This is a genomic window from Treponema brennaborense DSM 12168 (assembly GCF_000212415.1).
Lineage (GTDB): Bacteria > Spirochaetota > Spirochaetia > Treponematales > Treponemataceae > Treponema_F > Treponema_F brennaborense.
The window spans coordinates 499,842-526,012 of the sequence record NC_015500.1 but is presented as its reverse complement, the minus strand read 5'-3'; the positions used below and the strand labels follow the sequence as shown (position 1 = coordinate 526,012).

The following is a 26,171-nucleotide window of genomic DNA, read 5'->3' as shown; positions in this document are numbered from 1 at the left end:
GCACGCACGTTCAAATCCTTCCATAAAAAGGGAGAGGGCTGAATATCTTGAAAGGATAAACCGTTCAAGATATTCGGCCCTTTTTTTATCGGCGGCGCGGCGGGCGCGTTCTTCGTAATCGCCGCGTAAACCGGACGTTCCGTTCACAAGCGGTAAAAAGCGTTTCCGGGCGCGCAGGCTCCGTTCCGAAGGAATATCCGAAGGAATCAGAACAGTTCGGCAAGCCGCCGGTACTCAAGCAGCGACGTATCGCATACGGTGAGATCGGCACCGCGCAACGCCGCGCCGATTCCCACTGATTTGATTCCGGCCGCGTTCAGCGCGTCGATACCCGCTTGAGCGTCTTCAATGCCGACGCAGTCTGTGTGCCAAACGCCGGCGAGTGCGGCCGCCGCCAAAAAAATATCCGGTTCGGGTTTCATCATTTTAACGCTCGCCGGATCCACAATTGCGTCGAAGCGTTCCGTGATGCCGAGCCGCCGGCATACTTCCGGTGCGTTGGCACTCGCCGACGCAAGGATGATTTTTATTCCGCGCTCGCGCAGTTCGGTGAACAGCGGCGCTATTCCCGGCAGAATGTCGGCGGGGCCCAGATTTTCAAGCAAAGACACATATACGCCGTTTTTTTCCGCGGCGGCGCGCTTTATTCGCTCCGGAGTCCACTCCTCGCCGCCGGAAGAAACCGAAATCCGCCGGTTGTGCGCAAGAATCAGTTCAAGAGACGCTTCACGCGAAACGCCGCGCAGTTTTTCATTCACGGCGCGATCGAAGTGCAGTCCGTACCGATTCGCAATTTTCTGCCACGCCTGATAATGAAGTTCGGCGGTGTCAGTGATAACGCCGTCGAGATCGCACAAAACCGCTTTCAATTCCGATCGGAGCGAAAACGAACGCGATTCTCCGCAGCGCAGCGTAACGGCGCGGTTCCGGTGAAAAAACGAAAGCGCCGGTATGAAAGAAGACGCGGATTCGGGCGGCCGTTCAGCCGCATCCGGCGAACCGAGCGAATACGTAACCGAATCGGGCAGGATTTCGACGGTTAACCGCTGTCCGCGCAGCAGGAGTGAAAACGACAGCGACGTCCAGGAACGCGGCAGCTGCGGAGCGAACCGCCATTTACCGCCGTAGTCGCGGAATCCGGCGAATCCGTACACCAACGCCATCCAGCTTCCGGCCATGCACGCGGTGTGAATACCGTCGCGGGTATTGCCGTGTTCGTCGGCGATATCCATTGCGACTGTGCGGCGGAAATACCGTTCGGCTTTGTCGCCGTCGCCGATTTCACACGCCATGATACTCTGGATGCAATGAGAAAGGGACGAGTCGCCGGTCGTATACGGTTCGTAAAAACGGAAGTTACGGATTTTTTCCGCAAGGCTGAACTGATCCGGCAGCAAAAACTGTGCGAGTACCAAATCGGGTTGTTTAAGAACGCGGTACCGGTAAATTACCAGCGGATGATAATGCAGCAGCAGCGGATAGTGATCCGGCGGTGTTCCGGCAAAATCCCACGGCGCTTTTTCCATAAACGAATCGTCCTGCGGATACACGCCGGAAGCGGCATCGTAAGGAACGTACATCGAGTCCGCCGCTCGCAGCCAGGATTCCCGTTCCGCCTCGGAAACGCCCGATCCGGCGTGCGCGCACAAAGCGGCGCTGATCCGAAGGTTTTCACGCGCCATCAGATTGGTATACGCGTTGTTGTTGACGCAGGCGGTGTACTCGTCGGGACCGGTTACTTCGTTGATGCAAAAACGGCCGCCTTTTTCCGGTATATACGAGCCGAGGCTCATCCACATGCGCGCCGTCTCCGCCGCAAGTTCGGCAGTGTCCCGCTCCGGAATCCCCGCGCCGCCGGGAACGGCCGTCAGCAGACGGTTGAGCGCGAACATAATATCGGCGTTTATGTGATACTGCGCAGTCCCCGCGGGAAAATACGCGCTCGTTTCCGCTCCGTCGATCGTCCGCCACGGAAACAGCGCGCCGGCGGCGTTCATTTGCGCGGCACGTTCGCGGGCGGCGGGAAGCGTTCCGATGCGGAATCGAAGCAGCGAAGCGGCGACGGACGGTTTCAGATACGTAAACACCGGACACACGTACGCTTCACTGTCCCAAAAAAAATGCCCTTCGTAGCCTTCGGCCGTCAGCCCCTTGGCGGCGATACTCGTTCGGCCGTCTTTGCCCGCCGACTGCAACAAATGGAACAGACTGAACCGGACGGCGCGTTCGCTTTCGGAGTCCGCGCCGATGGAAACCGCCGCAGTCCGCCAAAAGTCGTCCAAATACGCGCGTTGTTCCCGGCACAGCGCCGGAAATCCCGCGGAAGCCGCCTCCGACGCGTGAACCATGGCGAACGCCGCGAGCGGAGCGTCCTGTTCCCCGGTTTGCGTCCCGTCCTGCGGCTCTCCGTTCCGGCTCCCGCTCTGTTTCTTGTTTGAAGCCGAATCGGAACGCCGCGCCGTATCGTACGAAATGAATTTTTCAAGGCGGACGCTCTGTCCTGCAGCTAATGAAAACGTCCGCGCAATGCAGCCTCTGCCGCCGCAAACGCTGCATTCGCCGGAATCCGTAAATTCGGCCTCCGCCGCAACTTCGGTAGCATCGCAGACGTCGACAGCATCCGCAGTATGTGCGCCCCCCGCTTCAAACACCGAATACCGGCTCAAAACCGTACCCGCGAGCAGCAAACCGCTGTTCCGCGTATGAGCGCCGAACGAAACGACGTCGAAACCGTCCGTCTCGGCGGGAACCGCACTCAGGCGGTCGATCAGCAGCGGTGCGGAAGAGAATTTCGCCCCGACGCGAGGATCGTCTTCGGCGCTCAGATTCCGAACGGACGCATCGACGGCACTTTCTATGCGCACGGTCACCGGCTGTCGGTCGCCGGTCTGACCGGAATCATCGGCATGACCGGAATCACCGGCATGTCCGGTTACCGTTACGTCGTACCGGATTGCGGCGCACGTGGAGCGCGTAAACGGAACGAGCCGTTCGGACCGTATTCGGACGCACGTACCGTCCGGCGCAATCCAATCGACGAGCCGGGTCATCAGTCCCGATCGGAAATCGAGCGTCTGAGAAAACGACGCGACCGTCCCCGAATCGAGCGAAAACGGATGCCCGTTGACCGTCAATTCGACGTTTTTGGGGTCAGGTACGTTCAGCAGCGTCTGATGTTCTTTTGCATAACCGAACGCGCTTTCTCCGTATACGATAGGTTCGCTGTCAAAAAAACCGTTGATATACGTGCCTTTGTGAAAGCACCCGGCGCGCTCTTCGTAATCGCCGCGCAAACCGAACGTTCCGTTCGCAACGGTAAAAAGCGTTTCAGACCGCGCGGCGTCCGCCGCCGAATAACCGCGGCGAACCAGTTTCATCGTATCAGTCATACCGCGCCCGTCCCGAGAAAACGGCTGACCGCAGCTCCGTCGGGTGCAGCCGGTATGGCGCCCCGCTTCGTTACGCAAAGCGACGCGGCGGCGTTCGCAAACGCCAGATCCGCCTCCAATTCCGCCGCCGTTTCCGGCAGAAAACAGCCGTCGTCGCACCGGTTCCGCAGCCGGGCCGCCAGTCGGTGCAGCAGCGCGCCCGTAAACGCATCGCCGGCGCCGGTCGTATCGACGACGGGAACCGGATACGGCGGTACCGGAATCAGCCCTTCCCACGCCGCCGTTTTATAGAAAGCGCCGCGCGCGCCGAGCGTTACGCACACCAGCCGCGCGCCGTGTTCAAGCAACGCGGCCGCACCGCGCGACAAACCGGCCGGATCGGGCGCGGCTCCGGTCAGCAGCGTCAGCTCTGATTCGGACACTTTCACCACGTCCGCATACGGAAGCAGCGAACGCATCGCCTCAAGTCCCGCCTGCAAAGACGGCCAAAGCGCTTCCCGCCAGTTCGGATCGTACGAAACGAAACCGCCGCTCCGTTTAGCCTCGGTAACCGCCGTAAAAGTCGAACTCCGCGCAGGCTCTTCGGTCAGCGACAGCGATCCCACGTGCAAAAACCGCGATCCGCTTACCAGCGCCGCCGCCGGACCATCGAGTGAAAACGCCGTATCCGCACCGGGATTCCGGCAAAACGAAAACTGCCGCTCCCCTCCTTCGCCGAGAGAAACGAACGCAAGCGTCGTATGACGGTGCGCCGCAGACTGCATACCGGACGTATCGGTTCCGCACGCTTCAAGCGCCCGGCGCAGCAAAACGCCGAACCGGTCGGTGCCCGTCGCTCCGATGAACGCCGTTTTACTGCCCAATTTTGCCGCCGCAGCGGCTACGTTCGCCGGTGCACCGCCGGCGTTCGCTTCATACAACGGATTTCCTCCGGCACTGACGCCCGATTCCGTAAAATCGATCAGAATCTCACCCACCGCCGTTATATCGAACGGAAATTCTTTTCGTTTTATCATATTTGCCTTACCCTTTTACCGAGCCGGACAAAAGTCCGCGCACGAAATACCGCTGTAACGCCAAAAAGACGCAAAGCGGCAACAACATCGAAACGAAAGCGCCGGCAGTCAGCAAATGCCACTCTGAACCGCGCGTACCCGCCATATTCAAAAGGCGGACGGTCGCTACTTCCATGGACTGACCCGCACCGGACAAAAATACCAGCGCAACCAGCAAATCGTTCCAGACCCAGATAAACTGGAATATGGCGAACGAGGCGAGCGCCGGTACGCACAGCGGCAAAATCAGTCTGAAAAAACACGTAAAATGATTCGCTCCGTCCATAAACGCGGATTCCAAAATACTGCGCGGCAGCGTGGAAACGTAATTGAACATCATGTACGTCGCCAGCGGCAGTCCGAATCCGGTGTGAGCCAGCCAAATCCCCAAATACGTTCCGTTCAAACCGATTTTCTGATAATCCCGAAGAACCGGAATCAGCGAAATCTGTAGCGGAACCACGAGCAGTGCGATAATCATCGCGAACAGCACCTTCCGTCCGGGAAAATCGAGCCAGGCGAACCCGTACGCCGCGGCGGCTGCAATGAAAATCGGAATGATTACGGACGGCAGCGTAACGGTGAGACTTGAAAGAAACGCGCTCGCCATCGTCGCGCCGCGCGCGGTGATTCGGTTTCCCTGTGCGTCGGCGACGGTATAGCGCTGGCCGCCGAGAACTTGCGCGTAATTGTCGAGCGTAAACTCACGCGGTGTTTTGAACGCCTGCCACCAACCGCCTGAAGCCGCCGCGTCCTTCGTACGGAACGACGTTACCATAACGCCGAGTGTCGGAACCGTCCATACCGCGCAGAGCAGCAGCAAAACCGCCGTTATCATCTTTTTCGGCAGATTGCCGCGATTCGCTTTTACCGTCATCAGAACACCTCCCGCTTGCCGAATTCTTTCAGATTGTACCAAATCACCGGACTGACTGCGATCAAAATCAGAACGGCAATCGCGGAGCCGCGCCCGTAATGGAGAAACTTGAACATCTGCTTGTACTGCTGACTGGCGAGAACTTCCGTTCCGTACAAACCGTTCGTCATGGAAAAAACGATGTCGAAGCATTTGAGCGCGGCGAGCAGTATCGTCGTAGCCACGGTTACGATGCTGCCGGCAATTGACGGAACGACGATACGAGTCAAAACGCTCCATTCACCGGCACCGTCAATGCGGGCGGCTTCAATCATATCAACGGGAACGGCTTTGAGCGCCGCCGATAATACGACGAGCGCGAAGCCCGTCTGCAGCCACACGAAAATCGCGATCAGAAACGCATTGTTCGCCGGCGCCGTGCCCAGCCAGTTCCGCGGTTCGCCGCCAAAAAAGACGACCAGCGCGTTCAGCAGACCGATCTGTTCGTCTGCCGCGGGGCGGTACGCGTATATGAATTTCCAGATAACGCCGGCGCCCACGAGAGATATTGCCATCGGCAAAAAAACGAGCGTTTTTCCGAGCTTTTCAATTGCCGACCGATCGGCCAAAATCGCGGCGGACAGTCCGAGCAGCACGCTGAAAAACGTTCCGCACACCAGCCACAGCACCGTGTTCCGCAGCGCGCTCAGCATCGTCGCGTCGGTAAAAACGTAGACATAATTGGATAATCCGGCGAAACCGGTTGACGATTTATCCATAAAACTCAAGTAAAACGTCCGCAGCGTCGGTATCAGCAGATACCAGCTCATTATCAGCACTGCGGGACCGATAAAAACGAACGGAACGACGGCGTTGTACGCCTTCACGCTCAGCAGCTGCGTCAGTAAATTCAGCGAATAAAAAACGAGCAGCACACTCGACGTGCCCCACACGACGGCGAAAATCGTCGTCGGCACTTGCGGCAGCATCCCGGCGCGCAGAAACAGAAAACCTCCGGCCGCAATAAAAACCGTAATCGGCAAAACGGCTGCAACTTTGAAAAACCGGGCGGGTTCCCGCCGGTGTAAAGATACAATCATGTTAATCTCCGGGCGAATGCCGAACGGCGGCTCGGCTGCCCGGCACGGTATTCGCCGCGCATCGGACAGCCGCGCCGCTCAGCGCTCAGCTAGTTTTCAGGCCAGCTCTTTTCGATATCGGACAAAACGGTTTCCGCTTTCCGTCCGCTTATAAAATCGACCATACCGGTCCAAAACGTTCCGGCACCTACTTCGGCCGGCATCAGATCCGAACCGTCGAAGCGGAACACCGAAGCGTTAACCAGAATTTTGGCGATATCGCGTTCGATCGCGTTTCCGTAATCGTCGAAGTTCTGCGTTTTATGCGGAAACAGGGCGCCGCCGATTTTGGCCCACGGAGCGCACGATTCCCACGTAGTCAAAAACGCAAGAAATTCCTGCACTTCGGGACGATCGTTGAACGCGACGAACTGATCTCCCCCGCCGAGCACGGGCGTTCCCCATTCGGGATTTATCGCCGGGAACGCGAACACGCCGACTTCTTCTTCAAGCTGCGCCTGCACCCGTTCCGGCATAAAGCCGGTGATAAAATTGCCCTGACGGTTCATATACGCTTTCGGCGGCGTATCGAACAGCGGCTTTACCGAATCGCCGAAATTGGACGTCAAAATATACGTCGTACCGCCGTACACGTTGCGGCTGTCCAGCATGATGTCGCCCATATACCGCAGCGCGGTCCGTACGGCGGGATCGTTGAACGGAATTTCATGATTTACCCATTTATCGTAGACTTCCGGCCCCGCAGTGCGCAGCATGATGTCTTCCAGCCAGTCGGTGCCGACCCAGCCGGTCGCAGCGCCCGACTCGAAACCGATCGACCAGGGAGTGTCGCCGTTCGCAATCATCCGTTTCTGCAACGAAAGCAATTCGTCCCAAGTCTGCGGAACGCGATACCCCTTCGCCTCCCAGGCTTTTTTGGGATACCACACGAAACTCTTTGCGTTCACCCGGTGGAACACGCCGTACACGCGTCCGTCGTCGGCGGTTCCCAATTCTTTCCATACTTTCGCATAATTTTCGTCGATTTTGCTGACAACATTCGCGGAAAGTGGTTTAATAAAACCGCGGCTTGCAAAGTTTTTCATCATACCGGGTTGCGGGAGCGCGGCGATGTCGGGAGGGGTTCCGGCTTCAGCCTGCACCAAAATCTGCGTTTCAAATTCCGGACTGCCTTCGTACACCACGTTGTAGCCGGTTTTTGCGTTGAAAATTTTGATGATTTCATCAAATCGCGCCGCCTCTTCGCCGCGGAAGGCGCCGAACACGCGGATGGTCTTATCCGCGCCGGTGCTTTTCGCAGCGGAGCTGTTTTCCATTTTTCCGCCTGCAAACGCAGACGCAAAAACCACCGACGCCGTTACCGCAACAGCAATCGCCAATTTTACGCTCTTTCTCATTCCGAGCCTCCTATAAAAATCCGGCGGAAGCGTCGGTACGCCGCCGCCGAAAAATGCATCGCAATGCGCCGCAGACGCAACGGTACACGCCGCCGCGTCAGGAGCCGCGCTTCGCCGTTTCCCGTTCCTTAACCGAAAGCGGAATGAACACGCATCGGGGAGAGCGCGCGCCGTCTTTTATCCGATCCAGCACCATTTCCGCCGCCAGTCTGCCGGATTCGTCGAGCGACTGGCTCACCGTCGAAAGCGCGATCAGTTCCGCCATTTCAAGATCGTCGAATCCCACGACGGCGATATCTTGAGGAACCGACAGTCCCACGGAAGCCGCCGCTTTGAGAAAGCGAGCTGCAATCACGTCGCTCGACGTGAAAACGCAGTCGGGGCGTTCTTTTTGCTTCAAAATCCGCAGTATTTCCGCGTCGAGCTTTCCGCCGGCGAATTCGCTCACGCACACGAACCGTTCGTCCAACGGTATGCCCCGTTCGGCAAAAAAGGCTTCGTATCCGCTCAGCCGCAGCTCCGTAGCCGGCACCGCGTACGGCCGCAGCGACACTTCCCCGACGAAACCCGGCCGGCGGAATCCGCAGGAATACAAATATTCGGCCGCCATACGGCCGCCGGCCTCGTTTTTCACGATAACGCAGTCGAATCCGGAAACGTCCGATTCAACAAAGCATACCGGCAGCCCCAGTCGCGCCAGTTTGCCGACAGACGCGTCCCCCAATTGCAGACACAGCACGATAAGACCGTCGACGCGTCTGCTCGACACCAGCATGTCGATATAGGCTTCGAGTTCCGAAATACTTTCTATCACGTACAGAACCAATTCGTAATGCCTGCCGGACAATACGGACGCGATGCCGCGCAGCCGCTGCATAAAAGACGGCTCGGTAAAAAACGGAGCGATGACGCCGATTTTTTTATATTGCCGACGCGCTTTCGCAACGGCGTCGGCTTTCGGCACGAAGTGCAATTCGCCGATCGCATCCATAACTTTTTCACGTTTCTCGTTCTGTACCCGTGACGGTTCGTTCAGTACCCGTGAAACCGTCGCGGGGCTCACCCCCGCCGTACGGGCTACATCGTAAATCGTCGGTAATCGTTCTGCCATGCGGAACTCCTGAAATTAATTTCATGAAAGCAGTTTCATAACTGATAAAAGTATAAACCCGATATCGTCCGCTGTCAACAATTTTTTTTCCCGAATCGGACGATCCGACTCTCTCCACGCCGGATATATTTGACAGTACCGTATTTTACGCAGTATAATAGTAAGGTGCATATCAACAACAACAGTTTTCAGCGTAATTCAAATATATCGCGCGTAGTAGAAACAATTTGGCGGAATTCAACCGTAAGCCGCGTTGAAATTTCAAGACAGTTGGATCTGTATCGATCGACCGTTTCCAACATCATAAATCTGCTGTTGGAAAAAAACGTCGTTATTGAAACGGCATCCGGGGTTTCGACCGTTCTGGGCGGCAGAAAGCCCGTTTTTCTGACGCTGAACGCCGCATTCGGCTGCGTCGTCGGCATCGAAATCCAGCCGCATAAATATTACGCGGTTGCCGTCGACATCAACAGTGAAATTATCTACCGCAAAAAAGGCCGAACCGAAGGCGACACGTTCACCGACCGGCTCGACGCTATCGTCAGTGAAATTAAACCCGACATTCAAAAACTGAACGTGCCGGTTCTGGCAGTCTGCACGGGAATGCCCGGCATTATCGATCCGGACAAAGGCCGGATTATCGAGTCGGTTCCGCTTGAGCTGCATAATTTGGATTTCAGCAAAAAATTCAGCGAACGGTACGGAATCCCCGTTTTTGCCGAAAACGACGCGCGCTGCTGCGCCTGGCTCGACACGGTGCGGCACCGAAAAGAAAATATCCGCGATTTTATCGCCGTCATCGCCGAATATCACGAAAAACGGGTAAACGACAAAACCCGCGCCGGCTTGAGTGCGGGACTCGCCTTTTCCGTCGACGGTGCGATCCGATACGGGCGGAACTTTACCGCCGGCGAGTTCGTGTCGCTTTCGTGGCGGCCCGAACGCGAAGGTCAGACCGGATTGAGTGCGCAGATAACCGATCACATCACTACCGACGTGGAAGCGTTCAAGGCGTGGCTGACCGACTTTTTTGCGACCATGACGCCGATCATTACCGCGTTCGCTCCGGACGTGCTGTATCTGCACGGCTATCCCGTTCAATACAAGGATTTCGTACTCGCAACCATAGAAACGTGCGTACCTCAGTTCTCCGCGGTGCTCGAAAAGAACGGCTGCACCATGGAATTCGCGCAGGTGGACGATTTCAACGTTGCCTGCGGAGCGGCGTGCCGATATCTGAAAAAACTGTTTTCCGTTCCCGATATTACGTTTCACGGCGAAGGTTCCAATCCGATCGACTGGGATACGGTGTTTGAAACGGTAGACGCAGCGCACGCACAACGGGCTACGGCGAAGGTGCGCTTTTGAACAAGCATCGGACGCTCCATCTGTTCGACACGGTCTGCATTCTGGCAGCGGCGGGAATCTGCGCCTTTTCGGTATTTGCGGCGGTAAACGGCAAATCGGGAACTCCGGTGCTGATAATCGATTCTCCTGACGGCGAATACGTGTATCGGCTGACACAAGACGAAACGATAGAGGTAAAAGGCAGTATCGGCGTTTCGCGCATTCACATCTGCGGCGGACAAGCGGTTTTTGAAGATTCACCGTGTGCGAATAAAACGTGCGTTTCGTCCCCGCCGGTCGGCAAAAACGGCGACTGGTCGGCGTGTCTGCCGAACATGATTTTTATCCGCGTAGAAGCGGAAAACGACGACAGCGGCGTCGACATAACCGCGTTCTGATTCCGGCGGATACGTATGGCAAAGAAAAAAACAGGTTCCGTAATATACTCGTGCTCGTCCTGCGGATTTACGCAGCCCAGATGGCTGGGGCGCTGTCCCGAATGCGGCGAATGGAACAGTTTCGTCGAACACCGCGTCGACGACTCAGCCCGCGCGTCTTCGCTGCCGGGAACCGCGCTCGCACTGAAAGCGAAACCGGTGCCGCTCGCGTCGGTGAATCCGATGGAAGGCAGCAGGATTTCGACCGGCATCGCGGAATTCGACTGCGTACTCGGCGGCGGCGCCATGAAACGCTCGGCGATACTCGTCGGCGGCGAGCCGGGAATCGGCAAATCGACGCTGCTGCTCCAGACCGCCGCAAAAATAGCCGAAAGCGGCGCGGCCGGAAAAATCGTATACGTTTCGGGTGAGGAATCGGCCTCGCAAATCAGATCCAGAGCGGACCGGCTCGGACTGACTCAAACCGTTGAAGCCGGAAACATCAACTTATTGTGTACCACGCGGCTCGAAGACATAGAAGACGCGCTCAACGACTTGAATCCGGGCTTCGTCGTCGTCGACTCCATCCAAACGGTGTACGGCGCGGAAGCGGGCATCGTGCCGGGAACGGTAAATCAGCTCAAATACTGTGCGAACGAATTGATCGGCTGGATTAAAGAACGCGACGCCGTTCTGTTCCTCGCCGCGCACGTTACGAAAGAAGGAATGATCGCCGGTCCGAAATCGCTCGAACACATGGTGGACGCGGTCATTTCGTTCGAGCGGAACGACGAACAGGTGCGTTTTCTGCGCGCCCAGAAAAACCGATTCGGTTCCGTCGACGAACTGGGCATTTTTGCAATGACCGAAACGGGGCTCGCGCCGGTGGAAGATCCGTCGGCACTGTTCATCACGCGCCGCACGGGAACGCTGCCGGCGGGCGTGGCGTACGTGCCGGTTTTTGAGGGCAGCCGCGTTTTTCTGGTGGAAATTCAAGCGCTCACCGTTCCCGCTAAAGCCGCCGTTACGCGCGTCTATTCGGATAAAATAGATTCCGCCCGCGTCAGCCGTGTTGCCGCGGTACTGGAAAAACGGGCCGGCCTGCGGTTCAGCGATCAGGATCTGTATATAAACGTCGCCGGCGGCGTCCGGCTCACCGAAAGCGCGATCGACACGGCGCTCGCCGCCGCGCTGTATTCGGCGCGAACGGACTTACCGCTTCCGGAAAACACGGCGCTCGCCGGAGAACTCAGCCTCGCAGGCGAAATTCGTCCGGTACAACGGATCAGACAGCGGCTGAAAACCGTACAGAATCTGGGATTCGCATCGTTTCTTGCTCCCGAAAAGGAAAGCGGCATCACGTACGTGCCGGACGTCAAATCGCTCGTCAAAACGCTGTTCGGCAAGGAAGCAAAAACCCGGTAGCACCGCGCGGCTGCAACGCCGCACTGTCGGCGAACGCGCCGGTTCACCCGCACCGCGCGGCTCCTGCATATTCCGCAGTCATTGCATATGTCTGCGTTTTCAGGTACAATCGTACGGAATTGTGAGGTCGTTTGCTATGATGTTTTCACCGGTCGAAGTTCAAGAAACAGTCAATATGTTCATGCAGTACAAACTTGACGTACGCGCGATTACCATGGGAATCTCGCTGCGTGATTGCGCCTGTGAAAGCGGCAGTGAAAGCCGCCGCCGTATCCGCGAAAAAATACTGCGCTACGCGGGAAAACTGGTGAAAACCGGGCGCTGCATAGAAAACGAATTCGGCGTTCCCATCATCAACAAACGCATAGCCGTAACGCCGATTTCACTCGTGGCCGAACCCAGCGGCGAAGATTCGTACGTTGAATGGGCGGTTACGCTCGACGCGCTCGCAAAAGAACTTGAAGTCGATTTCATCGGCGGATTTTCCGCTTTGGTACAGAAAGGAATCACGCCCGGCGACCGGACGCTGCTTGAGTCGATTCCCGAAGCGCTTACCGTAACCGATCGCGTCTGCGCTTCCATAAATCTGGGTACGACGAAAAACGGCATCAATATGGACGCCGTACGCGACATGGGCAGGATCGTCAAGGCAACCGCCGCCCGCACCAAAGACACGGACGGATTGGGATGCGCAAAACTGGTCGTATTCTGCAACGCGCCGGAAGACAATCCGTTTATGGCGGGCGCGTTCCACGGGCCGGGAGAAGGCGACGCGGTGCTTTCCGTCGGCGTTTCGGGTCCCGGCGTCATAAAAGCCGCGTGCGAAGCGTACCGCGGCAAGCGGTTGGACGAAGTTGCGGACGGCATCAAAAAAATGGCGTTCAAAATCACCCGTATGGGGCAGCTCGTCGGCTCGGAAGCGGCGAAGCGGCTCGGCGTGGATTTCGGCATTTTGGACTTGTCGCTCGCACCCACACCGTACGTCGGAGACTCGGTCGCGCGCATTCTCGAAGAACTCGGTCTTGAATCGGCCGGCGCACCGGGAACGACTGCGGCGCTGGCCATGCTTACCGACATGGTCAAAAAAGGCGGTGTTATGGCGAGCACGAACGTAGGCGGATTGTCCGGCGCGTTCATTCCCGTCTCGGAAGACGAAGGCATGATTGCGGCGGTAAAAGCCGGCTCCATCAATTTGGAAAAACTGGAAGCCATGACGTGCGTCTGTTCCGTCGGACTCGACATGATCGCCATTCCCGGCGATACGAGCGAATCGACCATCAGCGGAATCATCGCCGACGAAATGGCGATCGGTATGGTGAACAACAAAACGACGGCCGTCCGCCTCATTCCGGTTCCCGGTAAAGGAGTCGGCGACTGGGCCGAATTCGGCGGACTGCTCGGCGGCGCGCCGATTCTGCCGGTCAGCACGTTCTCCTGCGAACAATTCATCAAACGCGGCGGGCGCATACCGGCACCTATCCACAGTTTCAGAAACTGACGGCGCGTTTTTCCGTTTGCATTATGTTCAGAATTGACAAAACCTTTTACCGGACGCTCGTCGTCATAGCCGTTCCCATTATCCTGCAGAATCTGATGCAGTCTTTTATCAATATGCTCGATACGATTATGGTCGGGCAATTGGGCGCGGTCGAGATTGCCGCAGTCGGACTGGGCAACCAGATATTTTTCATGCTGAACATGATCCTGTTCGGCATTTCCTCCGGCGGCGCCATCTTTATCGCGCAATATTGGGGCAAAAAAGACGTCGCCGGCATCAGGCGGACGCTCGGTATCGCGCTCAGTTTTGCAAGCGTAGTTGCGGCGCTGTTTACCGCAGCGGCGCTTGCGGCTCCCGAATTCCTTATCGGACTGTACTCGAAAGATCCCGCGGTCGTCAAAGCAGGCGGCGCGTATCTGCGCGTCGTTGCGTGCAGTTATCCGATGATGGCGGTCAGTTTCGTGTATTCGCAGGCTTTCCGCAGCACCGAACACGTGAAACTGCCCATGATTGCGACGATCGCGTCACTCGTAGCGAACGGATTGCTGAATTACGTGTTCATCTTCGGCGCCGGCCCCGTTCCGGCGATGGGCGTCGTGGGAGCCGCCGCGGCGACAGTCATTTCGCGCGCATTGGAACTCGCCGTGCTGCTCGTTACCGCCTACCGGAAAAAATACGAAGCGGCGGCGCGGCCGAAAGAATTGTTCTCGTACGGGACGGCGTTCGTTGCAAAATACGTGAAAATAGCGTTTCCCGTTATCCTGAACGAAACGTTTTGGGGGCTCGGCATTACCGTGCAGAATGCAATCTTTGCCCGTGCGGGAACCGACGCCATAGCCGCGTTCAATATCACCGGCACCATTTCACAGCTGACTTGGGTGTTCTTCATCGGCGTCGGAAACGCGGCGGCGATCATCATCGGCAAAAAAATCGGCGCGAGCGATCGGACGGAAGCATACCGGTACGCGAATAAATTCGCCGTTTTCATGCCGATCATGTCGGTGTTTATCGGCATATGGCTGATTCCCTTATCAAAGGCGCTGCCGTTGTTTTTTAAAGTAGATCCGGAAATCATTATGCAGGCGGCGCGGATGCTGCTCGTGATGATGTGCACGTATCCGTTCAAAAGTTTCAACATGTGCATGATCGTCGGAATTTGCCGTTCCGGCGGAGACACCGTATTCGCTGCAATCTGCGACATTCTGTTCATGTGGACGATTGCCTTGCCGTTGGGTGCCGTTGCGGCGCTCGTGCTGCACGCCGAACCGTGGGCTGTCTACATCTGCATTTTATCGGAAGAAATTTTCAAATCCTCAGCGGGATTCGTTCGGTTAAAATCGAAAAAATGGCTGCACGACGTTACGGTGTAACAGAAATCCGTTACACTGAAAATATGAGATTTCCGTTAAAAAACGGTTAATATTTATACGAAAGATTGAGCCGCTGCTCAAAATATGACATACTTATCAAAACTTGAGGGAAATTATGGACACAAAAAAATTTAAACCGAAAACCCTTGCGCGCAAAACGTTCGCGTACCGGTATTTGATTTTGGCGGTTCTCTTGTTCGCATTCGCCACGGGTTCCGCGTTCGCGTCTGATGAAGACATTACGGCCGTTATGGCAAATCTGGTACTGCAGATAGGAATTATCCTGTTTGCAGTCAGATTCGGCGGTATGCTGGTCAAAAAGCTCGGAATACCGAGCGTGCTCGGCGAACTGCTCGCGGGCGTGGCAATCGGGCCGTACGCACTCGGCGGAATCGCGCTTCCCGGTTTTCCGCAGGGCATGTTCCCGCTCAATTCCGCGACGCTCGCCGTCAGTCCCGAATTGTACAGTTTTGCGACCGTAGCCTCCATTATCCTGCTGTTCGCTTCCGGGCTTGAAACGGACTTCGCGCTGTTTTTGAAGTATTCGGTTGCCGGCGGCATCGTCGGTATCGGCGGCGTCGTGTTTTCGTTCGGCTTCGGAGCGGGCGTGGGCGCGTTCATGCTGCATACCTCGCTGATGGATCCGCGCTGTCTGTTCATGGGCATCATGTCTACGGCCACGTCCGTCGGCATCACGGCGCGAATCCTTTCCGATCAGAAAAAAATGGATTCGCCTGAAGGCGTTACCACGCTCGCCGCGGCGGTTTTCGACGACGTACTCGGTATTATCCTGCTCGCCGTCGTGCTCGGCATCGTCGCCGTTATGACCGGTTCCGGCGGTTCAGTCAGCGGAGTCAAAATAGGTCTGATAGCCGCGCGCGCGTTCGGCATTTGGCTCGGTTTTACGGCGCTCGGTCTCATTTTTTCAAAAAAAATCGCGGGATTCCTTAAATTCTTCAAGCATTCGTATGATTTTTCGATCTGCGCGCTCGGAATCGGCTTGCTGCTTGCCGGCGTATTTGAAAAACAGGGACTCGCGATGATCATCGGCGCGTACGTTACGGGACTGTCCCTGTCGGGAACGGACATCGCCGCCGTCATTCAGGAGCGCATCCACGGCTTGTACGAGTTTTTCGTACCGATATTTTTTGCCGTCATGGGTATGATGGTCAACGTCGGCGAATTGGCTTCCGCCCCGGTGCTGATATTCGGGCTGGTGTACACCGCCGGCGCCGTTCTTGCGAAAGTCCTCGGCTGCGGACTGCCGACGCTCGTGCTCGGCTTCAACCTGAAAGGGGCGTTCCGAATCGGTGCGGGAATGATTCCGCGCGGTGAAGTCGCGCTTATCATAGCCGGCATCGGTATGACGGCGGGCATTCTCGACGAACGGCTGTTCGGCGTCGTCATCATGATGACGCTCGTTACGACACTCGTTGCCCCGCCGATTCTGAACTTTTCACTTAAAATGCCCGGCCGCGGTACCAGACGCGAATCGGCTGCGAGCGATTCGGAAACGATGTCGTGGGACTTCGGTACCGACGAAATTGCAGATTTGGTCGTGGACACGCTGATAAAGGACTTGAAAGCGGAAGGTTTTTACGTCCAAATGATGAATATCGACGACGGGCTTTCACAGGCACGCAAAGGCAGCATGTCGCTTTCCATTATAGAAGAAGAACAGTTCGTCAAAATAGAAACGACGGCGAATACGGCGGGCTTCGTACGCACGTCGATGTACGAAGTCGTTTTGAAGTTAAGCGAATCCATTCAGGATCTGAAAGCCGCGTGCGATCCGCTTGAATTCAAACGGAACACGATTGAAGGCGAAATAAAAGCCGATCCGCATCTGTTCAAGCTGATAACGCCTCATACGGTTTCCGTAAACCTGAAAGGAACCACGAAAGATCAGATATTGCAGGAAATGGTGGCGCTGCTCGCCAATTCGGGAAAGGTAACCGATTGGGAAACGGTTCTGCACGACGTAACTTCCCGTGAAAGCACCATGAGCACCGGTATGCAGAACGGAATCGCCATGCCGCACGCCAAAACCGACGGCGTGCAGTCCCTGTGCGTCGCGATCGGCATTAAAAAAGAAGGCATCGAATTCGGCTCGCTCGACGGCAACCCGTCGAAACTGTTCGTTATGGTGGTTTCTCCCAAACACACGGCGGCGCCGCATCTGCAGTTTCTCGCTTCGATCGCGGGCGTCATCCGCAACGGGCAAGTGTGCGAACGCATCATCAACGCACAAACGGCGGAAGAAGTAGTCAAATTGATTTCAGCCGCGATCTGCTGATCTGGAACCGCTTCGATTCACCGTCGCGCGCGGGCTTCATCGGCTAACGCGCGATCGGTGCGGCGTTCAGCCTGCGGAAAAAACGAATCAGAAACGGAACGCAAACGGCGGCGGTCAGCAAATCCGAAACCGTCTGCGTTATTTCTATTCCCGCCAAACCGCCGGCGTACGGCAGCAGCACGATAAGCGGCAGAAAAAAGATACCCTGCCGGCAACTTGAAAGGAACGTCGCCTGCCGGGACTGTCCGGTCGATTGCAGCAGCATATTTGAACCGACGATGAGCGGTTGAAGTATCAGCGCCACACTTTGCCAGCGGATAGCGGCACTTCCGACCGCAACGACTGCGGGATCGTTTCTGAAAACGCGGACGACGTGCGGAGCGGCAATAAACAGGATTACCGACGCGCACCCCATAAGCACGCAGCCGGTACGCACGATAAACCAAAACGCAGCTTTGACCCTGTCATACCGGCCGGCGCCGTAATTGAATCCCGCCACCGGCTGAAATCCCTGCCCTAATCCGATCATAACGGATGCGACGAACATAAAAACACGAGCCGTTACGGACATTCCCGCAACGGCTGCGTCGCCGTACCGGCCGGCTTGAACGTTCAGAGCGACAGCCGCGAGAGCCGCAAGTCCTTGCCGACATAAAGACGGCAAACCGTTTTTAACAATCTGCACCGCATTCCGGCCGAATCGGACGAATGCAAACCGTAATTTGATCCGCGCAGTACTTTTGCGCCGCGCAAACATGCTCAGCAGCAGGGAAAAACTGACACACTGACTGATCAGCGTCGCGACAGCGGCACCCGATATGCCCATCTCCAAACCGAAAATGAACATCGGATCAAGTATGATGTTCAGGATACCGCCCGATGCAAGGCCGATCAGGGAAAGCGCGGCTTTTCCCTGTGACCGCAGTACATTGTTCAGCACGAACGACGCACACATCAGCGGTGCACCGAACAGGATATAGCGGCCGTAGTCGCGGGCATACGGCAGGATCGTCGGAGTCGCCCCCAACAGATGCATCAGCGGATCAAGAAACAGCATACCGCCTGCCGTGATGATCAGACCGCCCAACAGTGCGGAAAAAAACGCGGTCGAAGCGATGCCGTCGGCGGCGTCCGGCTGCCGCGCGCCGAGATTCCGCGAAACCAGACTGCCCGCCCCCATACCGAGCGTAAATCCGACGGCCTGAATAACCGCCATCAGCGAAAAAACGATTCCGACCGCTCCGCTTGCACTCGTTCCGAGCTGCGAGACGAAAAAAGTATCCGCCGTATTGTATAACGCGGATACCAGCATACTGATAATGGTCGGGACGGCCAGCCGGGAGACAAGCCGGGGTACCGGCGTTTCAAGCATTGCGGAAAACCCGGCGGTATCCGCTTCAAAACGGTTCATTCCGATATTCTGAAACAATTCCGCCGTTTGTGCAAGAACCCGTATTTTCCACAAACCCGCATACAGCCGGCAGCATCGTCTGACACACAGATTCCTCGTCTGACACACAGATTCCTCGTCTGACACACAGATTCCTCGTCTGACACACTGATTTCTCGTCTGACATGCAGATTCCTCGTCTGACATACAGATTCCTCGTCTGACACACTGATTTCTCGTCTGACACGCAGATTCCTCGTCTGACACGCAGATTCCTCGTCTGACACGAGGCTTTATTACTTGACACGTAATATTCAACGCTACACGTACGGTTTCAGTACCTGATACGGGAACAGATGAACCTGCGGCAGGCGCGATCCGCAGATTCATAACCCGGAGGCCGTTGGTTCGAGTTCTGCCCTCGCGTGCCACTACCGTTCCGAGCGCCACTCGGCTAATTTTCAAACCTCTGTGTTACAAGGAGCTACGATACTTCTAAATCTATCTTGAATAGGCTTAGCGTGGAACTACATAGCAGATTTATGAAAGGTTTTTATGAAAACTTTTCAGGCTGTATTTTCAGGTGGTTTCTATGGCCAGACTTTTTTATTCAACAACAAAACGCCATGGCGGCAATTACTACGTGAAATTTCGTCTTGAAGATGGCTCCTCACGTTCCAAAAGAGCACGGGAACTGCCAATTATGATGACGCACAGAAAGTGGCGTATCAGTGGCTTGCAAACGGCAATATCCCGGCAAAAATCAACGCAGCCAAACCCGACAAGGCGAAGACCGACCTTGAGAAAATCAACTGGCTCAGGCAACTGAAATCATGAACTTTGATTTCTCGGACATTCAGAAAATCGTGAACATTCTGATTGAGCGGAAATACCTTGTATCGGGAATCGTGAGGGCGACACTGGAGAGCAATCCTGTCGTTCCGTATCTTCTTGAATTCTAGAACTACGAAAAATCCCCCTACAGAAAAGAAAAAAAGTCCGCGGAACTTATCCCGAAACTGTTCGAGACAAAATGGGAGAACAAGATGTACCAGCTCGAGAACATTCTTGCGATGTACACAGGAATGCGCGCCGGGGAAATTCAGACTCTACGCGTGGAGGACATACATGAGGATTACATCCTTGTTGCACACTCTTGGGATGACTATATCGGCATAAAATCCACGAAGAACGGAGAAGATCGCCCTGTACCGATTTCAAAAAAACTGCACGACGCACTCCTGCAGCGGCTGGAATTCAATCCGTGGGAAATAGTAAACAAAGTGAAAACCGAGCGGCTGACATAATCAAAAATTGGTTAAGAAACAGACATACAATTGAATTTCTTGGAATATGGAAAATGTCGTTTGCTGCGCAAACTTACCGAGTTTTCGTAGAAAACTTGCAAATATTAAGTTAGCCAGAAATTTCTTTCTTTAAAGTGAACACCTTGAAATAAATGGAATTATAATTCAGCAGAAGCGTATACTTGAAAACATTTTAAAAGAGTGATATTTGACAGAAAAAGCAGGAACCTGTATCTGTTAAATCCATATAAATAATGTTATAATAATGTGATAAACCGTTGGAGCAATATTCTATGAACAAACAGCAGCTGGCAACAAAAATTTGGGAATCTGCAAATGAAATGCGGTCTAAAATAGAAGCGAATGAATATAAAGATTACATACTTGGCTTTATCTTCTATAAATATCTTTCAGAAACAGAGTTGCGTTTTGCAAAGAAAAATGGCTGTACTGACGCCGATATTAAAAAGTTTTCTGAAAATGATGCAGAAACTGCTACCTACATAAAAAGCAATATTGGATATTTTATAGCGTATGAAAATCTATTTTCCACATGGATAACTAAAGGGAAAGATTTTGACGTTTCAAATGTACGTGATGCACTTTCCGCTTTTAGCCGTTTAATCAATCCTGCCCATAAAAAAGTATTTGACGGTATCTTTAATACATTGCAATCTGGTTTGAGCAAACTGGGAGAAACAGCTGCCTCTCAAACAAGTGCAATCAGCAAACTTCTCGCTTTAATAAATGACATACCAATGGACGGAAAGCAGGATTACGACGTATTGGGCTTTGTCTATGAATATTTAATCAGCATGTTTGCCGCGAATGCAGGTAAAAAAGCCGGTGAATTCTACACGCCACATGAAGTTTCCCTTTTAATGTCTGAAGTTATTGCGTTCCATTTAAAAAACAGAAAAGAAATAAAAATCTATGACCCAACAAGCGGCTCTGGTTCTCTTTTAATAAACATTGGTCGCAGTGTTGCAAAACATATCGATAACAAAAACAACATAAAATATTACGCACAGGAACTAAAGCAAAATACATACAACCTTACCAGAATGAATCTTATTATGCGAAATATTCTGCCTGATAATATCGTTACCAGAAATGCTGACACCTTGGAAAGCGACTGGCCGTACTTTGATGAAAACGATCCGGTTCATACATACGACCCGTTGTATGTTGATGCAGTAGTTTCAAATCCGCCTTATTCACAAAAGTGGGATTCAACAAATAAAGAAAATGACCCGCGTTATTCAAATTATGGACTTGCTCCAAAATCAAAGGCTGACTACGCTTTTTTGCTTCATGATTTGTATCACGTAAAACCAGATGGAATTATGACAATCGTACTTCCGCATGGTGTTTTGTTCCGTGGCGGTGAAGAAGGCGAAATACGCAAGAAGCTTATAGAAAAAGACCAGATACAGGCAATTATAGGATTGCCTGCAAATATTTTTTTTGGAACAGGCATCCCAACAGTTATTATAGTTCTGAGACAAAAAAGAACCGATTCCGATGTTCTCATAGTTGACGCTTCCAAGGGGTATATAAAAGAAGGAAAAAACAACAAGCTGCGTTCTTCTGATATCAAGCGGATAACTGACACCGTAAATGGCCGCCTTTCAATTCCAGGTTACTCTTCGCTTGTAAAAAAAGAAGTAATCCGCCAAAACGAATACAATTTGAACATACCTCGGTATGTTGATTCATCAGATACATCAGAAAGCTATGATTTATATTCTTCTCTATTCGGAGGAATTCCAAACAATGAAATTGAAAAACTAAACAATTTCTGGGAAAAATTCTCCGCATTGAAAAAAGCATTGTTTACGCCAGTGAATGATTCATATTCAGCTTTGGCAGTAAAAGACATTAAAGAGTGCATAACAAATCATGCTGATATTAAAAAGTTTGAAAAACTGTTTGATTTTCATTTTAACACAATAACTGACTATCTCAAAAAAGAACTGCTGGACGATATTCAGTCCATAAATACTAATAAAGAAGAAAGCATTTTATCTGATGATTTATTTGCCCGGTTTACTGATATGGAGCTGCTCGATAAATATCAGGCGTTCCAGATTTTAGATGATGGCTGGAATAAGATTACCGACGATATTGAAATAATTCAGACAGAAGGAGATGCGGCAATAACGCAAGTTGACCCGCACATGGTTGAAAAGAAGAAAAAAGGTCTGATAGAAGAAGTGCAGGAAGGCTGGGTCGGTCATATTCTGCCATTTGAACTGGTGCAGAAAACACTGCTGCAAACAGAATTAAATTCAATTGAACAAAAAAAAGAACAGCTTTCTCAAACAGAAGAAGAACTAAATCAAATAATTGAAAGTTTTACAGAAGAAGAAAAGGAAGGCAGCATCTTAAATGAAACAAACGATGCCTTTGTAACAAAAGAACTAGCTTCTGCAATAAAAGAAATAAAGGACGACTGCAAAAAAGAAAAGCAGCCTTTGCCAGTTTATACAGGAAACGACGACACCTTTGAGGCAAAACTTTTGAAGGCTGATGAAATCATAAAATCACAAAAGCCATTAAAAGATGCTATTAAAAATGAAGAAAACGCATTGCATATAAAAACTAAGGAAACAATTGAAGGCTTGTCTAAAGAAGAACAAAAGAAATTACTTGAATTAAAATGGATTACACCGCTGATAACCGCTTTGTACAATATGCCGTCTGTATTGATTCATGATTTTTCTGAACAGATAGAAAACCTTGCAACAAAATACAGCGATACATTGTTAAGCCTTGAAAATGAAATTACAGAAAGCGAAAAGAATTTGTCAAACTTGCTCAGTGATTTGAATGGCAACGAGTACGACATGAAGGCTATTTTGGAACTGCAGACGCTTTTGTCAGGGAAATAAACATGAATATGTATATAAAACAGGTATATATAGCTATAGAAAAGCAGGAGAAATAAGAATAAATGACTGATGAAATAATAATATATAATACAGATGACGGAAAAGCTGATGTAAAACTCTACTCAAAAGACGGAATTATCTGGATGAACCAACAGCAGATGGCTTTACTTTTTGACACCTCAAAACCCAATATCAGTATGCACATCTCTAATATATTACAGGAAAAGGAATTAGATGAAAAATCAGTTGTTAAGGATTACTTAACAACTGCTGCAGACGGAAAAAATTATTCAGTTACTTATTATGCTCTCCCAATGGTTTTAGCTGTTGGATTTAGAGTTAGAAGCGTTCGCGGTACACAGTTTAGAAAATGGGCAAATACCAATCTAACTGAATATTTGCAGAAAGGCTTTATTCTTGATGATGAGCGTTTAAAAAATCCGGACGGCAGACCTGACTATTTTGATGAACTTCTTGAGCGAATTCGCGACATCCGTGCAAGTGAAAAACGCTTTTACCAGAAAATTCGCGATTTATTCGCACTATCTTCTGACTACGACGGTAGCGATAAAGCGACTCAGATGTTTTTTGCAACTGTTCAAAACAAGCTAATTTATGCGATAACAAATAAAACAGCTGCAGAGCTGATTTTAAGCAGAGCTGACAGTTCAAAGCCAAATATGAATCTAACAAGTTGGAAAGGTTCTGTTGTACGAAAGCAAGATATTTATGTTTCTAAAAATTATTTAACAGAAGATGAAATTGATTCATTAAACAGAATAGTTGCAATCTTTTTAGAAAGTGCAGAACTCCATGTAAAAATGCGCAAAGATTTAACAATAAAGTTTTGGGAAAACAATGTTGATAAAATCATTAAAGATTATTCATTGCCGCTTCTTGATAATAAAGGCAGTCGTTCTCACAAGCAAATGGAAAAACAAGTAGAAGAAATATATCTTGCGTTTGATTCTTCTCGTAAAGCATATGACGCAAAAGAAGCCGATCGCAAAGATGATGAAGAATTGAACGTGTTGTTAAGCATAGAAAAAAAAATAAAAAAAAGAAAACAGGCAGATTGTTCTAATTCGTGTGGCAATCGAGAAAAATCAAAAGAGCAGATTGTGGAAGAAAGGCAGGACAAATAATGGAAGAAAACAGCACTAAAATACGTTTATTTGATAAAAAGAATGTTCGCACCTCTTGGAACGCAGATGAAGAAGAATGGTATTTTTCTGTTGTTGATGTTATTACCGTTCTTACAGATAGCAAGAATCCAACTGCATATTGGCGTAAACTAAAACAACGCCTTATAGCAGAAGGAAATGAAACCGTGACAAATTGTCACGGTTTGAAAATGCCTGCCGCTGATGGAAAAATACGTCTTACTGATTGTCTAAACACAGAACAGCTCTTCCGCCTTATTCAGTCTATTCCATCACCAAAGGCGGAACCTTTTAAACTTTGGCTTGCAAAATTAGGCAGTAAACGACTGGATGAAATTGCAGACCCTGAAAAGGCAATAATCAGAGGAGCAGATTTTTACAGAGCCAAAGGATATACAGAAGGGTGGATAAATCAGCGTTTGCAGACAATTGAAATGCGTAAGGAACTGACTGATGAATGGAAAGAGCGCGGAATTGAGAAAGAAAAAGATTACGCCATTTTAACAAATGAAATGACAAGCCTTCTTTGGAAATTAAATCACAAGGAATCTCAGACTCAACGGGCGGTAAAGATAAATGAAAGAATCTAAAAAGCCACAGCTACGATTTAAAGGATACTCAGAAGATTGGGAAGAGAAGACACTGGGAGAAGTGAGTGATTTTAATCCTAAGTCAGAAATACCTAATATTTTTAAGTATGTTGATTTAGAATCAGTTTCTGGTACTCAACTTTTACAATATCGGACGGAGACAAAGGATTCTGCTCCCTCAAGAGCTCAAAGATTAGCAAGAAAAAATGATATTTTTTATCAGACTGTAAGACCTTATCAAAAAAATAATTTTCTTTATGATAAAGATGATTTGGATTTTGTATTTTCAACAGGGTATGCACAAATTAGACCATTTATTGACAGCAGTTTTTTATTTACAAAACTTCAAGAAGATGAATTTGTCAAATTAGTTCTTGATAATTGTACTGGTACGAGTTATCCTGCAATAAATTCAAACACATTAGAAAATCTATCTGTTTATATTACCACGAATTCCATAGAACAAACCAAAATCGGCACGCTCTTCAAAAATATTGACACTCTTATTACATCAAAAAAAGCTAAATACGAAAAACTCCTGCAAATAAAAAAATCATTGCTAGAAAAAATGTTCCCACAAGACGGACAAGCCACTCCTGCACTACGCTTTAAAGGATTTACAGAAGATTGGAAAGAGAAAACGATGGGAGAAATTATGAATATAACTTCTGTAAAAAGAATACATCAATCTGATTGGACTAATAAAGGCATAAAATTTTTACGTGCAAGAGATATTGTGGCAAGTTATAAAAATGAGAAAATTACGGATAATCTTTTTATATCAAAGCAAAAATATGATGAATATACTTCTATTTCTGGGAAAGTAAAAATCGAAGATTTATTAGTTACAGGAGTTGGAACTATTGGTATTCCAATGCAAATAGAAAATCTAGAACCAGTATATTTTAAAGATGGAAATATCATTTGGTTTCAGAATAGTAATAAAATAAATGGGAATTTTTTTTATTATTCCTTTTGTGGAAAAAAAATTCAATATTTTATTAAAGAATCAGCAGGGACAGGCACTGTTGGAACCTACACAATAGAAAGTGGAAAAAAAACACCCATTATCTTACCGATTGATAAAGCCGAACAAACCAAAATCGGTAATTTTTTCAAACAACTAGATACATTGCTAAGTTTGCAAAAGAAGGAACTGGATAAACTTCAGAACGTAAAAAAAGCATTGCTGGAACGGATGTTTGTGTAGAAGAAAAGGTGAAGTTTATGAATAACAGATTCGTAATTTTAATATTTATACTCATTATGCACAGTTTTTTTGCAGAAACAGAGAAAAAAGAAAAAGCTTTAAATCTATTAAAAAACGAATTAGAAAACAAACAAATAAATAGAGATTTTGTTTTAGAAGATTCTGACTGTGAAAAATACAAAAACGATACTGATTTTGAGAACATTATTATTTTTAGTAATGTTAAAATAAAATAAATAAAAGGAGGTACTTGTATGATGTACAAAAAACCAGAAGTTTTGGCACAAAGTACTGTTTACATGGCAGAATGCCGTCCAAACAGCAAACCAAGTGGAAGACCTTGTAATCCGCCAAAACCAAGTGGACGCTAAGTAACAAAGAGACGATGTTGTTTTG

General features: G+C 50.8%; 19 protein-coding genes. 12 read left to right on the top strand and 7 right to left on the bottom strand.

Translation table 11 applies throughout. From position 1 onward, the window contains the following. Window positions 1–206: 206 nt before the first annotated feature. From pgmB to TREBR_RS02115, 6 genes are all read right to left on the bottom strand, one after another. Window positions 207–3,389 (bottom strand): beta-phosphoglucomutase, encoded by a 3,183-nt coding sequence (pgmB, locus tag TREBR_RS02140; RefSeq protein WP_013757589.1) that lies wholly within the window; start codon window positions 3,387–3,389, stop codon window positions 207–209. Next, window positions 3,386–4,405, bottom strand: a complete 1,020-nt coding sequence (locus tag TREBR_RS02135) for a carbohydrate kinase family protein (RefSeq protein WP_013757588.1) — start codon at window positions 4,403–4,405, stop codon at window positions 3,386–3,388. Before TREBR_RS02135 ends, pgmB begins: the two co-directional genes overlap by 4 nt. Before the next feature lie 7 nt (window positions 4,406–4,412). After that, complete coding sequence (locus TREBR_RS02130) at window positions 4,413–5,321, bottom strand: carbohydrate ABC transporter permease (protein WP_013757587.1); 909 nt, start codon at window positions 5,319–5,321, stop codon at window positions 4,413–4,415. Next, complete coding sequence (locus TREBR_RS02125; RefSeq protein ID WP_013757586.1) at window positions 5,321–6,400, bottom strand: carbohydrate ABC transporter permease; 1,080 nt, start codon at window positions 6,398–6,400, stop codon at window positions 5,321–5,323. Before TREBR_RS02125 ends, TREBR_RS02130 begins: the two co-directional genes overlap by 1 nt. 89 nt (window positions 6,401–6,489) lie before the next feature. Next, window positions 6,490–7,797 (bottom strand): ABC transporter substrate-binding protein, encoded by a 1,308-nt coding sequence (locus TREBR_RS02120; RefSeq protein ID WP_013757585.1) that lies wholly within the window; start codon window positions 7,795–7,797, stop codon window positions 6,490–6,492. 97 nt (window positions 7,798–7,894) lie between these two features. Further along, window positions 7,895–8,908 carry a LacI family DNA-binding transcriptional regulator gene (locus TREBR_RS02115; protein ID WP_013757584.1) on the bottom strand — a complete coding sequence of 338 codons (1,014 nt, stop codon included), beginning with the start codon at window positions 8,906–8,908 and terminating at the stop codon, window positions 7,895–7,897. 165 nt (window positions 8,909–9,073) lie between these two features. Here TREBR_RS02115 and TREBR_RS02110 point away from each other — a divergent pair, with 165 nt between their 5' ends. From TREBR_RS02110 to TREBR_RS02085, 6 genes are all read left to right on the top strand, one after another. Then, on the top strand, window positions 9,074–10,276 hold the full coding sequence (locus tag TREBR_RS02110; protein ID WP_052296132.1) for an ROK family transcriptional regulator: 1,203 nt from the start codon (window positions 9,074–9,076) through the stop codon (window positions 10,274–10,276). After that, window positions 10,273–10,653, top strand: a complete 381-nt coding sequence (locus tag TREBR_RS13445) for a NusG domain II-containing protein (protein ID WP_013757582.1) — start codon at window positions 10,273–10,275, stop codon at window positions 10,651–10,653. Before TREBR_RS02110 ends, TREBR_RS13445 begins: the two co-directional genes overlap by 4 nt. A gap of 15 nt (window positions 10,654–10,668) precedes the next feature. Continuing rightward, window positions 10,669–12,057: a DNA repair protein RadA gene (gene radA / locus TREBR_RS02100; RefSeq protein WP_013757581.1), complete on the top strand. Its 1,389-nt coding sequence runs from the start codon at window positions 10,669–10,671 to the stop codon at window positions 12,055–12,057. 136 nt (window positions 12,058–12,193) lie between these two features. After that, window positions 12,194–13,555, top strand: coding sequence for a PFL family protein (locus TREBR_RS02095; RefSeq protein WP_013757580.1), 1,362 nt, complete (start codon window positions 12,194–12,196; stop codon window positions 13,553–13,555). Window positions 13,556–13,578: 23 nt separating this feature from the next. Further along, window positions 13,579–14,925, top strand: a complete 1,347-nt coding sequence (locus TREBR_RS02090) for an MATE family efflux transporter (RefSeq protein WP_013757579.1) — start codon at window positions 13,579–13,581, stop codon at window positions 14,923–14,925. 115 nt (window positions 14,926–15,040) lie between these two features. Beyond that, complete coding sequence (locus TREBR_RS02085; RefSeq protein ID WP_013757578.1) at window positions 15,041–17,221, top strand: cation:proton antiporter domain-containing protein; 2,181 nt, start codon at window positions 15,041–15,043, stop codon at window positions 17,219–17,221. Between the two features lie 43 nt (window positions 17,222–17,264). On the opposite strand, the gene TREBR_RS02080 is transcribed toward TREBR_RS02085, so the two are convergent. Further along, window positions 17,265–18,758: an MATE family efflux transporter gene (locus TREBR_RS02080; RefSeq protein WP_245523730.1), complete on the bottom strand. Its 1,494-nt coding sequence runs from the start codon at window positions 18,756–18,758 to the stop codon at window positions 17,265–17,267. Window positions 18,759–19,657: 899 nt separating this feature from the next. Here TREBR_RS02080 and TREBR_RS02075 point away from each other — a divergent pair. From TREBR_RS02075 to TREBR_RS02050, 6 genes are all read left to right on the top strand, one after another. Beyond that, entirely contained in the window at window positions 19,658–19,918 is a 261-nt protein-coding gene (locus TREBR_RS02075; RefSeq protein ID WP_041610293.1) for a tyrosine-type recombinase/integrase, read from the top strand. Window positions 19,919–20,211: 293 nt separating this feature from the next. Next, the gene (locus TREBR_RS02070) at window positions 20,212–22,812 is read left to right on the top strand and encodes a type I restriction-modification system subunit M (protein ID WP_013757576.1); all 2,601 of its coding nucleotides are present in this window, start codon (window positions 20,212–20,214) and stop codon (window positions 22,810–22,812) included. Between the two features lie 62 nt (window positions 22,813–22,874). Next, entirely contained in the window at window positions 22,875–23,957 is a 1,083-nt protein-coding gene (locus TREBR_RS02065) for a virulence RhuM family protein (protein WP_013757575.1), read from the top strand. Then, entirely contained in the window at window positions 23,957–24,565 is a 609-nt protein-coding gene (locus TREBR_RS02060) for a BRO-N domain-containing protein (protein ID WP_013757574.1), read from the top strand. Before TREBR_RS02065 ends, TREBR_RS02060 begins: the two co-directional genes overlap by 1 nt. Continuing rightward, window positions 24,552–25,775 carry a restriction endonuclease subunit S gene (locus tag TREBR_RS14225; protein WP_013757573.1) on the top strand — a complete coding sequence of 408 codons (1,224 nt, stop codon included), beginning with the start codon at window positions 24,552–24,554 and terminating at the stop codon, window positions 25,773–25,775. The genes TREBR_RS02060 and TREBR_RS14225 overlap by 14 nt, the downstream gene beginning before the upstream one ends. A gap of 17 nt (window positions 25,776–25,792) precedes the next feature. Further along, complete coding sequence (locus TREBR_RS02050) at window positions 25,793–26,011, top strand: hypothetical protein (RefSeq protein ID WP_013757572.1); 219 nt, start codon at window positions 25,793–25,795, stop codon at window positions 26,009–26,011. Window positions 26,012–26,171 lie beyond the last annotated feature (160 nt).

Excerpts from the sequence above, each read along its gene's own strand:
- TREBR_RS02050 (WP_013757572.1), top strand. The coding sequence starts at position 25,793 with ATGAATAACAGATTCGTAATTTTAATATTTATACTCATTATGCACAGT.
- TREBR_RS02095 (WP_013757580.1), top strand. The coding sequence starts at position 12,194 with ATGATGTTTTCACCGGTCGAAGTTCAAGAAACAGTCAATATGTTCATG.
- TREBR_RS02120 (WP_013757585.1), bottom strand. The coding sequence starts at position 7,797 with ATGAGAAAGAGCGTAAAATTGGCGATTGCTGTTGCGGTAACGGCGTCG.
- TREBR_RS02125 (WP_013757586.1), bottom strand. The coding sequence starts at position 6,400 with ATGATTGTATCTTTACACCGGCGGGAACCCGCCCGGTTTTTCAAAGTT.
- radA (WP_013757581.1), top strand. The coding sequence starts at position 10,669 with ATGGCAAAGAAAAAAACAGGTTCCGTAATATACTCGTGCTCGTCCTGC.
- TREBR_RS02065 (WP_013757575.1), top strand. The coding sequence starts at position 22,875 with ATGACTGATGAAATAATAATATATAATACAGATGACGGAAAAGCTGAT.
- pgmB (WP_013757589.1), bottom strand. The coding sequence starts at position 3,389 with ATGACTGATACGATGAAACTGGTTCGCCGCGGTTATTCGGCGGCGGAC.
- TREBR_RS02070 (WP_013757576.1), top strand. The coding sequence starts at position 20,212 with ATGAACAAACAGCAGCTGGCAACAAAAATTTGGGAATCTGCAAATGAA.
- TREBR_RS02135 (WP_013757588.1), bottom strand. The coding sequence starts at position 4,405 with ATGATAAAACGAAAAGAATTTCCGTTCGATATAACGGCGGTGGGTGAG.
- TREBR_RS02130 (WP_013757587.1), bottom strand. The coding sequence starts at position 5,321 with ATGACGGTAAAAGCGAATCGCGGCAATCTGCCGAAAAAGATGATAACG.
- TREBR_RS02090 (WP_013757579.1), top strand. The coding sequence starts at position 13,579 with ATGTTCAGAATTGACAAAACCTTTTACCGGACGCTCGTCGTCATAGCC.
- TREBR_RS02060 (WP_013757574.1), top strand. The coding sequence starts at position 23,957 with ATGGAAGAAAACAGCACTAAAATACGTTTATTTGATAAAAAGAATGTT.
- TREBR_RS14225 (WP_013757573.1), top strand. The coding sequence starts at position 24,552 with ATGAAAGAATCTAAAAAGCCACAGCTACGATTTAAAGGATACTCAGAA.
- TREBR_RS02115 (WP_013757584.1), bottom strand. The coding sequence starts at position 8,908 with ATGGCAGAACGATTACCGACGATTTACGATGTAGCCCGTACGGCGGGG.
- TREBR_RS02075 (WP_041610293.1), top strand. The coding sequence starts at position 19,658 with ATGTACCAGCTCGAGAACATTCTTGCGATGTACACAGGAATGCGCGCC.
- TREBR_RS02085 (WP_013757578.1), top strand. The coding sequence starts at position 15,041 with ATGGACACAAAAAAATTTAAACCGAAAACCCTTGCGCGCAAAACGTTC.